Annotated in this window: 11 protein-coding genes and 1 pseudogene; 9 read left to right on the top strand and 3 right to left on the bottom strand. The window is 47.0% G+C overall.

The window, feature by feature from the left end; genetic code table 11:
* The first annotated feature begins 256 nt into the window (after positions 1 to 256).
* The 3 genes and pseudogenes from B9D94_RS22825 to B9D94_RS22815 form a co-directional block, all read left to right on the top strand.
* Positions 257 to 832, top strand: a complete 576-nt coding sequence (locus B9D94_RS22825; protein WP_148248044.1) for a 50S ribosomal protein L25 — start codon at positions 257 to 259, stop codon at positions 830 to 832.
* 192 nt (positions 833 to 1,024) lie between these two features.
* Positions 1,025 to 1,732, top strand: coding sequence for a DNA alkylation repair protein (locus tag B9D94_RS22820; RefSeq protein WP_148248043.1), 708 nt, complete (start codon positions 1,025 to 1,027; stop codon positions 1,730 to 1,732).
* A 13-nt stretch (positions 1,733 to 1,745) separates the two neighbouring features.
* Positions 1,746 to 1,997: pseudogene (locus B9D94_RS22815) on the top strand (iron chaperone); the annotation flags it as partial.
* Between the two features lie 83 nt (positions 1,998 to 2,080).
* On the opposite strand, the gene B9D94_RS22810 reads toward B9D94_RS22815, so the two are convergent.
* Positions 2,081 to 2,509, bottom strand: coding sequence for a GNAT family N-acetyltransferase (locus B9D94_RS22810; protein ID WP_063478781.1), 429 nt, complete (start codon positions 2,507 to 2,509; stop codon positions 2,081 to 2,083).
* Between the two features lie 346 nt (positions 2,510 to 2,855).
* Here B9D94_RS22810 and erm point away from each other — a divergent pair, with 346 nt between their 5' ends.
* The 6 genes from erm (at position 2,856) to B9D94_RS22780 (ending at position 8,391) form a co-directional block, all read left to right on the top strand.
* Positions 2,856 to 3,719, top strand: coding sequence for a 23S ribosomal RNA methyltransferase Erm (gene erm / locus B9D94_RS22805; protein ID WP_006208602.1), 864 nt, complete (start codon positions 2,856 to 2,858; stop codon positions 3,717 to 3,719).
* Positions 3,720 to 3,845: 126 nt separating this feature from the next.
* Entirely contained in the window at positions 3,846 to 4,223 is a 378-nt protein-coding gene (locus tag B9D94_RS22800) for a MerR family DNA-binding transcriptional regulator (protein ID WP_006208603.1), read from the top strand.
* Positions 4,220 to 4,540: a thioredoxin family protein gene (locus B9D94_RS22795; RefSeq protein WP_006208604.1), complete on the top strand. Its 321-nt coding sequence runs from the start codon at positions 4,220 to 4,222 to the stop codon at positions 4,538 to 4,540. Before B9D94_RS22800 ends, B9D94_RS22795 begins: the two co-directional genes overlap by 4 nt.
* A 126-nt stretch (positions 4,541 to 4,666) precedes the next feature.
* Positions 4,667 to 5,344, top strand: a complete 678-nt coding sequence (locus tag B9D94_RS22790) for a CPBP family intramembrane glutamic endopeptidase (protein WP_063478783.1) — start codon at positions 4,667 to 4,669, stop codon at positions 5,342 to 5,344.
* A 131-nt stretch (positions 5,345 to 5,475) separates the two neighbouring features.
* Positions 5,476 to 6,378 carry a hypothetical protein gene (locus B9D94_RS22785; protein ID WP_148248042.1) on the top strand — a complete coding sequence of 301 codons (903 nt, stop codon included), beginning with the start codon at positions 5,476 to 5,478 and terminating at the stop codon, positions 6,376 to 6,378.
* 93 nt (positions 6,379 to 6,471) lie between these two features.
* The gene (locus tag B9D94_RS22780; RefSeq protein WP_148248041.1) at positions 6,472 to 8,391 is read left to right on the top strand and encodes a PAS domain S-box protein; all 1,920 of its coding nucleotides are present in this window, start codon (positions 6,472 to 6,474) and stop codon (positions 8,389 to 8,391) included.
* 194 nt (positions 8,392 to 8,585) lie between these two features.
* Here B9D94_RS22780 and B9D94_RS22775 read toward each other — a convergent pair whose 3' ends face one another.
* Positions 8,586 to 10,298, bottom strand: coding sequence for a cellulase family glycosylhydrolase (locus B9D94_RS22775; RefSeq protein ID WP_148248040.1), 1,713 nt, complete (start codon positions 10,296 to 10,298; stop codon positions 8,586 to 8,588).
* Positions 10,299 to 10,723: 425 nt separating this feature from the next.
* Complete coding sequence (locus B9D94_RS22770) at positions 10,724 to 14,209, bottom strand: copper amine oxidase N-terminal domain-containing protein (RefSeq protein WP_148248039.1); 3,486 nt, start codon at positions 14,207 to 14,209, stop codon at positions 10,724 to 10,726.
* Between the last annotated feature and the right edge of the window lie 9 nt (positions 14,210 to 14,218).

Below are 14,218 nucleotides of genomic sequence, written 5' to 3'. Positions count from 1 at the left end.
TTTCGATTGTTCTATAATCTGATGCGTTCGACAATTGCCCTTTTCTATGATATGGTACCAAGTAATTAGGCATTTCGTTCCCTTGGGACGAGGTGCCTTCTCGCGTATTTAAGGCGTTTTACATTAAATGTCTATTTGGAGGTGATGCAATGGTGCTCCCGCTTTCCCTGCTACGGGGGGAGAAATCCGTAGTTTATGATGGACGATTGATGGATGAGTGGGCCCAAATCATAATAATCTGAGGAGTGTTGTTGAGATGAGAGTAAATTTACGAGCAGAAACGCGCGCTGTTATGAACAAAACCGGACTGAAGCAGCTTCGCCTATCGGGACTAATCCCGGCGATTGTATTTGGCGCAGGGGAAGATAATATGATGATTCAGCTGTCAGCCAGTGAGTTCGGCAAATGGGCAAGGAACGGCAAGGGAGGGATCCTTGAGCTTTGTTTGGACAATCAGGAGCCAATTCCCGTATTGCTGGAGTCCGTTCAGCGTGATCCCGTAACTCGTGAATACATTCATGTCGACTTTTTACGTATCCATATAAACGAAGTTGTGCGCACGAGAGTTAATCTCGATTACATTGGCACCGCGAAGGGAGCCAAGGCTGGAGGAGTTGTCCAAATCCAAAGCACCTTCATCGAGATTGAATCCTTCCCGGACCATATTCCTGCCGCCATTCCAATTGATATCAGTGAACTGGAGATCGGGGATTCTTTACATGTCGGGGATCTCAAGCTGCCAGGAGGCGTGGTGCCGATCTCTTCGGCCAACGAACTTCTTGTGTCGGTGGTGACACCGAAAGTTCAAACGGAGCAACCGGAGGCTATATAACTTCTACAGCCGGCGATCGTTTCCCGATATTCCAATCGGGAGCGATTGCCGTTTTTTAATCCAGAACTATTTTCCACCAAGGGGGGACTAGGCTTACCCGTCATTGTTCATGTACACTCAAGTCATGTGAAATGCTGGGTCGCTTATCCGGCATCCGTATATTAAGCCAATGAAGGAAGTGAGTGTCGAACCATGAATGTAGAATCCGTTATGCTGGAGCTTGAAGGACTCGGCAAGGAACGACTCAAGAAAATGTACCTGTCCAATGGGGCGCATGAACCGCTCTTTGGCGTGGCGACAGGCGCCATGAAGCCGATGGCCAAGACAATCAAAATCAATCAGCCTTTGGCTGAGCAGCTCTACGCCACCGGTAACTACGACGCCATGTACTTTGCCGGCATCATTGCAGACCCTCAAGCGATGACTGCAGCGGATTTTGATCGTTGGATGGATGCAGCTTATTTTTATATGCTGTCCGATTATGTGGTTGCCGTTACGTTGGCAGAGACAAATATTGCTCAAGAAGTCGCGGATCAATGGATCGCAAGCGGCGAAGAGCTGAGAATGTCAGCAGGATGGAGCTGTTACTGCTGGCTGCTCGGCAGCAGACCGGATCGCGAGTTCCCGGAAGGCAAAATCTCGGACATGCTCGAACTGGTGCAAAAAACCATTCACGATTCACCGGACCGAACGAAGTCTGCAATGAATACTTTCATTTACACCGTGGCCATATCTTATTTGCCGCTCCATGATAAGGCGGTGAAGATCGCAGAGGCAATAGGCCCGGTCGAAATCAATCGGGACAAGGGGAAGAGCAAATTCCTCCATGCTTCCGAGAATATTAGAAAAGAAGTTGAGAGAGGGAAACTTGGTTTCAAACGCAAGTATGTAAGGTGTTAACCCCTGTTTGTAATTGAAAAGTCCTGGATATTGTGAAAGCATCCCCGACGAGTACATTACGAGCTGTACGCCGGAGGTGCAAAGCATCCTTCAGACATTAAGGAATGTAATCAGGGAGTCGGCTCCAGAAGCCAGAGAAAAAATCAGCTACCAGATGCCTACCTTCGACTTTCACGGGAATCTGGTGCATTTTGCGGCGTTTAAGAAACATATCGGCTTTTACCCCGCGTTCAGCGGGATTGAAGCATTTCAAGACGAGTTAAAAAGGCAGCAAGCAAATCGAAAAAGAAGAAATCGGCTGAGAGCTGAGAGGGAAGGCAGCGCTTAGCTGTTTCTTTTTTTTTATTTTTAAAGATCCTTTTTCATATAGTAATGCGTATGCCGGCCGGCATTCTCGATCTTGCCGTATATTTCATAACCCTGCTTGATGTAAAAATCCAAGGCTTGAAAGCTCAGCGTGTCCAATTTCACGAATTCGCATTGTTTCTCTCTCGCCATGTTTTCCACCTCGCTTAACAGCTTGGCGCCGTACCCCGATTTACGGAATCGCTCATCCACAAACAGATAGTGGATCTCAAGCCAGTTCCAGCATATTTCCCCAACAATCCCGCCCAAGATCTCACCGTCCGCATTCCTTAACAACAAGTTTATTTCCTGGTACCTGCCTTTTAAGTCGTCCGGAAAATGGTTCAGATTAAATTCAATCATTTGGTTTCTTACATAGTTGTTGTCCCCGCTATCCGCTTCGATGGTTTCGTTCGTGAAATAGAGTCCCATATCCGTCTCCCCTTCAAGTTCTGCCAGAACACCAATCTGTGTCGATATCGGTATTCAGATTACATCTTCTTCAACTTACCATATTTATGACCTGCCTTGGGTGGTAAAGAATCTTTTTAATAGAACGTCCCCGTGAGCTCAATGACTGCCTGTGCTACACTGTGGTTGTTACATTTTATCTGGCAGCAGCAAGGAGGATTCCATTTACATGTGTGGCATTTCATTCATGCGTATTCGCTAATGACGGTACAGACCAGCTAATTCCAGGCATTTTCTCGTGAAAATGTGAAGGATTATTTGTGCTGTACCTTTTTCATTACTATACAAATGAATGAGGTGCTTTTTTGTGTTTAAAAAAAATAAAAATCATCGGGATCCGTTGAAGACATCTTCAAACTTCCCGTCGCAAAATATGATCATCAGCAAACGTTTGATTCATGATATGATCGATTTGGCTCGGATTCATCCTCATGAAACCGTTCTTGATATCGGAGCAGGTGCCGGGGCGCTGACTTTTCCGCTGGCAGAGAAAGCGGCCAAGGTGCTTGCTATTGAGATCGATTCAGTACTTATCCATAAATTGTTGGACAAAATGGGGGAAAGGGGCAATATTGAAGTCAAGCAGTGCGATTTCCTTGAAACATCGTTGCCCTCGAAACCCTTTGTTGTAGTCGCCAATATTCCTTATTCGATCACAACGCCGATCTTCGGGAAGCTGCTCCATCCGGCAGTTCCGATGCAGAGAGCCGTAATCTTGGTGGAAAAGGGAGCGGCAAAAGGATTCACATCGCACTCCATTCGAAATCCGCGAATTTTAAACTGGAGGATGCAGTATGAGATCCGGCTCGTTCGGACGGTATCGCCCGATCATTTTGCACCGCCGCCCAAGGTGGATTCAGCCATCCTCTCCATCCGCCGGAGGGAACAGCCGCTTGTTTCCCCGCAGCATCACCAGATGTTCTCGGCGCTGGCAACCTATGGATTACGGGACCCGAAGCTGCCGTTATACGCAGCGCTATCGGAGATATTCACCCCTCCCCAGATAGCCAGGCTGGTCAAGTTGCTGAGAGTGGATCGTGAGCTTCCCATGGGTCAGCTGAACGAGGAGCAGTGGGGAACCGTGTTCCACACGATGCTCCAGCATGTGCCGCCGTATCGCCGGCCCCAGCTTCGCAAGGACTCTAGAAGCAAATCCAAGAAAAGAAAATGAAAAATAGACGATGCAATCATCGATTCTAAATAATGGACGATTCGAATGGGCGAAATACGCTTGACCCTCACACTAGTGTCAGGGTTTACAATGGAATTCAATCGTTCATCCAGGAGGCGTGAAAGCATGAAAATCGGAGAACTTGCCGCCCGTACCGGCGTCAGCATTCGTTCGCTTCGTTACTACGAACAGCAAGGGCTGCTTACGCCGGCTCGAAACGAAAACGGATATCGGGAATATTCGGTACTTGCCGAGGATCAGGTGCGAACCATCCAGTTGTATCTGAATCTTGGATTGTCTACCGAGCAGATCGCCGGGTTCCTGCACTGCGTCTTGAAGAACAAAGAGGCGTTTTGTACGGAGGTGTTTCCGATTTTTCGGCAAAAAATCGCAGAGATCGAGGCGCAAATCCACCAGTTGAATCATATCAAGACAAATCTGGAGGAACGCATGCAATCGATTCTGGACGAACGAAAATCGGAAGAAGCGGAGGAAAACAAATGAGTTTACCACGATTAGAGTCATCAAGCTTTCAAAGCGCGATCAAACCCAACGGAGTCACTCTTGTTGAATTCGGGGCCACATGGTGCCCGCCCTGCAAAGTGCTGCTCCCCATTCTCGAAGAACTGAGTCATGAGGAAGCGGGTCGCCTCGATATCTATCAGGTGGATTGCGACGAATCCCCGGAGCTTGCTGCCCAATTCGGCATCATGTCCATGCCGACGGTGATTGTGTTTCATAACGGAGAACCGACGGACAAACTAATCGGACTCCGGCCTAAGAGTGTATATCAAGCGGCGCTTGGCCGCTATGTATCATAAGAGAACAGTGGAAAGCCTCTGATCATTGTATCAGAGGCTTTCTTTTTTTTGGTAGAGGGCATTATGCTCCGTACATAGAACTCTTATATAGCGAAAACTGCGATAAGCAGCCGAAGGAGATACGATATGAGATCCAGAAAAAAGATCATTTCCGTCATAGCGATTATGGTGCTGAGCTGCCTGGCCATGAGTTTTGTCGATGCGGTAATCCGTCCGGATTACGCGGTCAAATCCATTATCAAGGTCATGTTGTTTCTGACGCTGCCGATCGGTTATGCCTTAATCACGGGCGGGATACCGTTTCGCAGGCTGTTTACCTTCGAGAGAAAAGGGCTTTCGAGGTCTCTGCTGCTGGGACTCGGCGTATTTGCCTTGATCCTGGGCGGATACTTCTTAATCGGGCCGTTCTTTGATTTTTCCAAGGTAACGGGAGCTCTGCAGAATAACCTCGGGGTAGATGCAGGCAACTTCATCTTCGTAGCTATTTATATATCGATTGTCAATTCGCTGCTGGAGGAGTTCTTTTTCCGGGGGTTTGCTTTTTTCACGCTGAAGGAACAGGTTGGACGCAGGTTTGCTTATCTGTTCAGTGCAGGGGCATTTGCCGTGTATCATATTGCCATGATGACCAGCTGGTTCTCCGTAGAGCTGTTCCTGCTGCTCATTGTCAGTTTGTTTGTGGCGGGACTCCTGTTCAACTGGCTGAATGAGCGAAACGGCAACATTTATGCGTCCTGGATGGTCCATATGTTTGCCAATCTGGCGATCAACATCATCGGATTTATGCTGTTTGGGATCATTTAAAATAAAAGTTTCATCAGGATTGACCTTCACATGATGTGACGGATTAAAATACGGGTAACTGAATAAAGGGGACTGCTTTATATGCATATTAGCGAGTTGTCGCGCAAAAAAGGGATGGAGTGGATACGAATATGAATCAACTGAACTTGAATTACTATGGCAAATACGCTGTTCCTGAAACGGTCAGGGGGCTGTTTGAATTTGAACAGGAACTGCGTGCGGAGGACTTATCACTTGATTTCAATTTGGGCTTGATCATGACACAAGAGGATATCCGCTATATGTCGACTCCGCCTGATGTAATTCCGTTTGCATCTTGCGGAGTAGATGGAATACATTATGGATTCTTAACAGATTTCGGATTGGCTGCTGATTTAGAGCAAGCGTACATCGTATGTGTGTCTCCTATGAATATGGATCAGGAGGTTTGGATTGTAGCAGCTAATATTCACGAATTCTTGCGCGTGGTATATACAGAGAACAGTATACTATACCACTACTTTCCCGAAACTAGCCACTATGCCTCTTATATAATCAACCGGGAAGTAGAGGATGTTCAAGAGAGCGTTGTTCGGGCCAAGCACAAATTACAGCAGCGATTTGCCCTTGAGCCCATTGCGGATATGTTGGAATACATAGAAGGGTTGCAGCAGAGACGTCAAGCAGAAGTAGTCTATCCGACAAGATACCCGATCGGAATTGTTCAGACCTCATCAGAGCACAAAAAGCACGAGCGGCTGATGATTGATGCGATGAAGGATGGACCAGATCCGGAGGACGTGGAACTTTTCTTCAAGACTGCTACGGTTGAATCCAGACTTGCCTTTATCAGGGACGCTCAATCCAGGCATTTGCTGGATCGTCCGCTATTAAGGGAATGTGTAGTAAAGGGCATGGCAGATATGGGGCTGACGGATGAGGCTCTCCGACTGAATAGATCCTATGACTATCAAGAAACGATTATTAAATTGACGAACACGCAGAACACGGCGTCTATTGTATGGTATACCGATGCCGATGATCCTATCGAATGATCCTATCGAAGATTAATTCCAACGATAAATCCCTGAAAAGTCCCCATTTTGAACATGCTGATGTATAATAATCGATATCAGGAGGTGCAGAGTATGAGTGATGTCAATATTTTTGGCCATCAAGCTTTGTTTGAACATGTTTACAAAAGTGCCCCAATTGGCATTGCCCTGGTTACGGTAGAAGGGCATTGGATCAGCGTAAATCCTGCGGCTTGCAAAATGTTCGGCTACACAGAGGAAGAATTAATGGCACAGCCGGCATCCGATTATGTTTATTCTAATTGCATTAATAATAAAGAGAAGCTGCTCCATTCCCTGGATGATACGTCCTCAACCATAGCGGTTGAGAAACAATTCTCACATAAAGACGGCAATCAGATCTGGGCATCGATGCACGTATCCCTGGTTCGGGATGACAAGGAGAATACCCCTTTATTTTTCATTTCGCAAATCGTTGATATTACTGATAGTAAAGTCGCCGAGCAAAGGCTGCAGGAAAGCATAGAGCGCTATACCTCGCTGAAAAAATATAACCACGATGCGATTATCTCCTTCAACCTCGAAGGAAAGATCATTAACGGGAACCAGATGGCAGAACAGCTGACCGGTTTTAAAATTCCGGAATTAATCGGAACGAAGATCTCGCGTTTAATCGGTGAACGCAACCTTTCCCGGATACTCTCTTCCGCGGCTGATTATGTTGCTGTCGAGAAAGGGATTAACGGTATCCATCACAGGGATGGGCATACGGTTGAAGTGCTGGCCACCTTGGCGCCGATCGTCATTCATAACCAAAACGTGGGCTTCTACATCATTGCCAAGGACATGACGGAGCAGAAGCGGCTGATCATCGAGAAGGAAGCGGCCGAGAAGACCAACAAGGCGAAGAGCGAGTTCCTCGCCATGATGAGCCATGAGATACGCACACCGATGAACGGCGTCATCGGGATGACGGACTTGATACTGGAGACAGAGCTTGACGAGGAGCAGCGGGATTATGTTCAGATCATCAAGAAAAGCGGGACAACCCTTCTGAACATAATCAATGATATTTTAGATTTTTCAAAAATCGAATCAGGCAGAACCGAACTGGTGGAAGAAACATTTAGTCTAAGGATCGCTCTGTCCGAAACCATGAACATGATTCTGCCGAAGGCGCTAGAGAAAAATATCGAGGTGACCACTTCCGTAGCCTCCGAAGTACCGGATCAGGTCCATGGGGATGTGACCAAGCTTCGACAGGTATTGATGAACCTGCTTAGCAATGCAATCAAGTTTACACCCAATGGCGCAGTCTCCATCTCGGTTCAGTGCCTCAACCATGAAGGTAATCCGCCCCTTATCCAATTCTCCGTTGTGGATACGGGCATTGGCGTGCCAGAAGAGAAGGTTGCCCATTTATTTGAACCCTTCTATCAAGTGGATCATTATATGACCCGGAAGGTGGAGGGAACCGGATTGGGTCTGGCTATCTGTAAAAAGCTCGTTAAACTGATGGGCGGGGATATATGGTACGAACGGAATCTTAACGGGTCAGGATCTGTGTTTGCGTTTACGGTTGATTTCTCATTTAAAACAAATGCTAGCGGTATACAGAACAACGGGACCATCCAAGAGAATCATGTTTCCGGCAATGAACTTAGAATTTTGATCGCAGAGGATAATGAGGTTAATCAGCTGGTCCTTAAGAAAATGCTTGAGAAGCTGGGATACAATTCCACCACGGTCCACAATGGACTTGAGGCCGTTGAGGCATTTAAACGTCATCCGTATGATATTGTGTTCATGGATATCCAAATGCCGTTCATGGATGGCATGGATGCGGTCAAGGCTATTAAAGAATCCATATCATCCGAAAGAGATCCATATATCGTGGCGGTGACAGCCCATGCGATTAAAGGTGATCGCGAGAGGTATTTAGAAATGGGCATGGATGAGTATGTAAGCAAACCCGTGAGCATGCATATGATATCGGGGATTATCGATAAATTTCTGGCTGAGAAAAAAGTATAGTTGAAGCATGATAAGATGAGAGCTCAAGTGATATCACTTGAGCTTTTGTTCATTCTACTGTTGGATGAAATACAGGAACCATACAGCATGCTGCTGTTCATCCGCCCCTCGGCTAGAAATTTCGCTGGAAAGAATGAGGACAACGGCCTGCTGGAAGAATTTCCGGCAGGCCGTTGTTATTGGTGATATGTCGTCTATGATACGTTTCCGGTGACGCTGCTGCCGTTTTTCGTGATTTTGTAGGTGATGATCTCCCCGCTCCAGAAATGGAACTTGAGAATAATCTCGCCGTCTCGGACTTCATTGAAGAAGGCCGGCTTCAGTTTGATTTCACCGCTGGCATAGGATGGAGAGAAGGTATACTCAAACTCCTTGAAGGAGGTCCAGTCCTGTGGCCCTGCATTCCCACCCGTGGCATATACGGCCTCCATCGTAGCAAGCTGATCCCCATTGAATGTGGTTGGAATGCTGAAGGAAGCAGTGGAGCCCTGCGTGCTGCGCAGCACAGGTTTATCGTTCTGAATGACCCTGAAGTTCCAATCCGCTCCACGGTTGAACTTGGCCGTCAGTACGGCATTTACGCCGAGCTGGCCCGAAGAGGTCAATCTGGTTAGCAGTCCGGATTTAAAAGTGATGGAATTTCCGCTTAAGACGTAGTCCTGTCCGGCTGTTAAGAGCTGTCCGTTCGTGCGGATCTCGGATAACGTGTTGCCGTTAAGGTTCAACGGAATGCTTTTGTCCTGGACAGCCGCCCCTTTTTTCACGAATACAAGATCCGTGTCAGCCGTAGAGGAGCGTCCGCTCCAACCCGCCTTCATCATGTTATAAAGCTCGGGATCGGACCAGGTGAAGGCCGTTCGCTTGAAGTGCTGGCCGTTATCCCATAACATATGTGTGATGTTTTTCTGCTTGAGATAATAGGTCAGGTATTCAAAAAACTTCAGTTTTTCCCCCTGCTCAATGACCCCGGTGTTCTGATCGAAGCCAAGCAGTCCATATTCACCCAGGATGACAGGAATACCTCTGGCAATAAAGGTGTTGTACACGTTGTTGAATGTCTGGTCGATGTCGTTTCGGGTATCGGTTTCAAAGCGAGTGTATCCCGCAATATTAACGCTAAACGGCCAGAATCCATAATAATGAACGGTGGCCATGAGATTGGAATCATTCAGTTTGGTCATGGTGTTGTAGAGCTCGTTCATTCTGGTCTGGGTCGGCGAAGCTTCCAGGGTAGACAGCACAAGCGGGCGTACAGCGTTCTGCGCTCCAGAGCTGCGTACAATCCGGTGGAATGAGACATTGAGCTCATCCAGCATCTGAAAGGCCTTGGTTTCGCTGGTGGTACCGCCATCCGAGAAGCGGGGTTCATTGACGCTTTCAAACATCAGTTTGCTGGAATGGTTCTTGAAACGATTGGCGATTTGGGTCCAGACGGCGTTGTACTTGGCTACAACCTCATTGCGGTTGTTCTCCATATGGCTGATCCATAACCATGAATCGTGATGAACATTGATCATGACATACAAATTGGCCTCAAGCGCCCAATCCACAACCTCCTGTACACGATTCATGTAGGAGGCATTGATGGTGTAATTCGGTGCGCTGCCGATTTGGTTATTCCAGGTTACGGGAATTCGGATGCTCTTATAGCCTTGAGCCGCGATTTGATCGATCAGAGCCTTGGTGATGCGCGGATTTCCCCATGCGGTCTCATCGGACCCGACGGAATCAAGCGAATTACCCAGATTCCAGCCCGGCTGCATAGCATCGACGTAAGCTTGGGGACCGCTGCTCAGCGGGCTGATCTGGTCTGCCTCTGCTGCTGATGTTAAGGATGGAATTAGTGAGAACAGCATAGCGGCGATCAGCGTGAAGGACAGTAAAGATTTCTTTGTTAAGTTTATCATTAGCATCTCCTTTGTAATGAAGTGGTCAAGAGCTGTTTGCTGATAAAACTTCATGATGCGCTCATCAGACGGTGGAATTTTCAGCTCCCGCTAGGGGCTTTCAGGGGTTAGACTTCACCTCCTTAAATCGAATCTGGACATACTGTCAATAAAATAAAACGGTTGAGTGCAGCAGAAGGATGAAAACGCTTTCTAATTAATAAATTATCATATTTTACCATTCGGAAGTACCCGACTAATTTATCCGAAAATCATGCAGAAATTAGTTATAGTGATGAGAAGTTCTAGAAAAGAGGGAGGTACGGTGCGAGGAAGAAAAAAGAAGCTGTCCCTCAAGGTCAAGGTTGACCGGGAGGACAGCTTCTTGGGATTTAAGCGCGATGTTTGGCTGGAAGCCAGCCGCTTCGATTACACAAATCGCTTGCTTAAGGAGTTGTTGGAGCAGGAGTTCCTGTCTTTAATATCAAAGTTTTAGATGGTAAAGAGAGCGGTGTAGCGGACTGCGCACTTGAAGCTTTCTTCACATCTTTTGTTGGCACGGAGTAAACATATACGGCGTACTCCGTATCTGCTGTAATATCCTTGCCTGAAACATCCTTGGTTGGGATATCAATGAGAGTCGAGATATCTTTATTGGTTGGCTTGATGGTGGCTTTCGTATCTTCTTTGCCAGCTGCTTCTGCTGCTTTTTGCAGGTTGAAGTCCTTCATCTGTGATTTTTCAACAAACAATACACGATAGGCATCGATACTCGTTTCATTGACAGCTTTTTTGAAATCGACTTGAAGTTTCCCGCTTGCATCCAATTTGGCTGTAAGGGCTGTGGTTTGGATCGGGTTCGGGATTGTAAACATTTCGGACGGGTCGGATAGGGCGTTGCTGGTAGAGACTGTTCCATCGGCAATCACCATGATGTATACACTGTACTTCTGACCAGCTGCAATGACTGCACCGTTGACGTCTTTCGTTGATGCCTCCAAGTTCCTTACATATTGATTCAGGCTGGAATCAACATGAACTACAGTGTAATTTCCGGAAGGTACATTATTTGCTTCAGAATCGCCAAATTTTTTGTTGGTTGGTACCACCATGATTCGGTATTCATTAATACTACCTGTAGCAGGAGAGAATCTAACGACAACATCACTGCCATTCCCGTTGGTGCTTTCAATCCCGGCATACACATTCGAAGGAACCGTTACCGTGGTGCCCGTAAGTTTAATCGGTGCGGATGGTGCTGATAGCGCGTTGTTTCCATTATTGCTTACGGACAAGACGAATACTTGATAATCCACCATATTTTTAATCGGCTGACCGTCAACATCGTTTATTCCAGGTCTCAGAACATTACTGAAATCGGCTCCGATCGGCACACTGTCGTAGTTGTTTATTCCTACGTTGTTAGCTTGAGCTACCTTAAAGTTAGCAGCGTTAGCTTGCTTCACGACCATGATCCGATACTCTCTGATGTTGGTTTCATTTGCAGCCTTCTTAAAGGATACTTTCAGATCGCTTGCATTATTGTTGTCTCCAGCATCAGCTGCTGTAACGTCCGCTACCGCTCCTACTTCCGTCACGCCTTGAATCGTAACCGCTGCAGAGGCAGAGGAGAGAGCGTTGGTATAGTTGGAGTAGCTGTTGCCTAGTGATAAGACGTACACGCGATAGCTGGAGCCTCTTTGAATAGGTTCCCCGTCGGAATCCAGAGTCGTGCTGGCCAAATCCCGAGTGATAGTGCTGCCGGTTTTGTTAGCTATGGTGTAATATCTGTTGGCGTAGGCTTGCGACAATGTCAGGTTCTTGGAGGACTTCACGACAAAAATCCGGTAATGTTCGATGTAGCTTTCTCCATAAGCAGGGCTGAAGGAAACCCTCAGGTCGCTTCCGTTTCCGTTATTGCCGATGACCGTCAAGGACGGCGTAGAAACAGGATTTACATTCTGATTGTTGTTCCCAAGCGTGATGGATGCATAATCGGATAGGGCATTGTTATTGCTCGAATATCCTACGGACAGAACATACACCCGGTAACTGACGCCACTGCGAATCAGATCTCCGTCGATATCACGGCTGCTGGAATTCAGGACTTGCGTCATGTAGCTGTTGCTGCTGCTGTTCTTGCTAATTTGCGTATAATAATAGCTGTTTAAGCTGTTTGCTCTGTACAGATCAAAATAACTATTCGATGATTTTACAACGAATACTTGGTAGTGACTAATATTCGATTGATCAGACGGGCGGTAGAATGAGACCTGCAGGTCACGCCCATCATTGTAGTTGTTCACGTCGGTAACGGACAGGCTGGTAACCGCGCCAACATTATAACTGGAACTTAAAATGATGGAATTCGATGGAGCAGACAGAATGTTGTTATTGTAGTTGTTGTTGTCCACAGCCATAACGAATACACGATAATACACGCCGCTGCGAATGGTTGCTCCATCCACGTCTCTGGCACCCGATGCCAGCGTCAAGTTGTTGATGTTATTGCCTGTTTTGTTGACGTGGGTATAGTTGTAGCTGGAGATGGAATTGGCTTTGCTTAAGTTGAAGCTGCTGTAATTGCTGTCCTTGACAACAAAAACCCGGTAAGAGTTAATGCTGGACTCGTTGGACACCTTGTTAAAGCTTACACGAAGATCACGGCCGTCACCGAAATCAGCGATATCCGACACCTGTGTAATGTAAGGAACTGTTGCATTACCTGTGCTGAGCGTGATGGAAGCAGAACCTGAAGACAGATTGCTTGCAAGTGCACTTTCATTGCTGCTGACTGACAGTACAAACACGGTATAAGACACTCCGCTGCGGATGAGCTCTCCTGAAGTATCACGAGCGGAAGAACTCAATGTCGTTGACAGCGTGGTATTCGTTGAGCTGGTTTTGTTCACCGTTGTGTAGTTTTGACTCGATACGGATTTGGCTGCTGCTACATTGAAGTTAGCTGCATCCTTCGTTTTTACAGTAAACACACGATAGTTGGTTACATTGCTTTCGTTCTGAGCGCGAGTGAAGCTGACCTGCAAATCACGGCCATCGCCGTTGTCGCTTATATCGCTTGCTTTCACATTGGTTGCTCCATTAACCGAATTGGTATTGGTCAGCGTCAATGAAGGCGATGCCGAGGAAAGGGCATACGTGCCGCCTGATTTGCCTACTGCCAATACGTAAGCTTTATAAGCCTGGTTATCCCGGATCAGGTCGCCATCAATGTCTCTTGAACTTGATGTGAGGACCTGTGAGCGATCCGACCCTGCAGGATATACTGTAGTGTAATTTGCTGAAGATATGCGCGTTGCATCCGCTTGGCTGAACGTTTTGGACTGCTTAACAATCATCACGCGATAATGCGAAATCAGGGATTCGGTGGATGATTTGGAGAAGCTGACCTGCAAATCACGTCCATCTCCGGCATTTCCGATGTCTTTTTGAGTTACATAACTCACCGGTACAATGTAGGTATTGTTACCGCCGCCTGAATCATTTGTTGTTGTGACGGTGACCGTTTTCGTTTTGGAATTCCAGCCGATTTTCTGACCGAGGGATTCACTTACGAAACGTACAGGCACCATCGTGTTGCCTTTCAGGTTTTTCGCCGGAACATCCAGCGCTACAGTTTGGTTGTTGATAGTAGCCGTCTTGGAATTAATCTTAAGAATGACGGTAGTGCCATCCTTGACTGCTGTGACGGTTTGCGTTTTTTGATTCCATTTGACCGTTGCGTCCAGTGCTTCGAAGATGGATCTCATCGGAAGCATAACCCGTCCTTGAATCATAACAGGCGCTTGAGGCGTATACAGCTTGACGCCGTCAATCAAGACGCTAATGTTCACTGCCGCCTGTGCCTGTGTTTGGAATGTCATGGGGATTAACAGTATAGCTGCTAGCAAGGCAGTCCATATTCTTTTCACACACTCAAC

Origin of the sequence: Paenibacillus sp. Cedars (assembly GCF_003184205.1) — a bacterium.
Classification (GTDB): Bacteria; Bacillota; Bacilli; order Paenibacillales; family Paenibacillaceae; genus Paenibacillus_AQ; species Paenibacillus_AQ glucanolyticus.
The sequence above is the reverse complement of the archived record's forward strand: the minus strand, read 5'-3'. Positions and strand labels throughout refer to the sequence as shown.

Bases quoted from the DNA above. Each gene is read 5' to 3' on its own strand.
- B9D94_RS22825 (WP_148248044.1), top strand. From the start codon at position 257: ATGAGAGTAAATTTACGAGCAGAAACGCGCGCTGTTATGAACAAAACC.
- B9D94_RS22820 (WP_148248043.1), top strand. From the start codon at position 1,025: ATGAATGTAGAATCCGTTATGCTGGAGCTTGAAGGACTCGGCAAGGAA.
- B9D94_RS22810 (WP_063478781.1), bottom strand. From the start codon at position 2,509: ATGGGACTCTATTTCACGAACGAAACCATCGAAGCGGATAGCGGGGAC.
- B9D94_RS22800 (WP_006208603.1), top strand. From the start codon at position 3,846: ATGAAAATCGGAGAACTTGCCGCCCGTACCGGCGTCAGCATTCGTTCG.
- B9D94_RS22795 (WP_006208604.1), top strand. From the start codon at position 4,220: ATGAGTTTACCACGATTAGAGTCATCAAGCTTTCAAAGCGCGATCAAA.
- B9D94_RS22790 (WP_063478783.1), top strand. From the start codon at position 4,667: ATGAGATCCAGAAAAAAGATCATTTCCGTCATAGCGATTATGGTGCTG.
- B9D94_RS22785 (WP_148248042.1), top strand. From the start codon at position 5,476: ATGAATCAACTGAACTTGAATTACTATGGCAAATACGCTGTTCCTGAA.
- B9D94_RS22780 (WP_148248041.1), top strand. From the start codon at position 6,472: ATGAGTGATGTCAATATTTTTGGCCATCAAGCTTTGTTTGAACATGTT.
- B9D94_RS22775 (WP_148248040.1), bottom strand. From the start codon at position 10,298: ATGATAAACTTAACAAAGAAATCTTTACTGTCCTTCACGCTGATCGCC.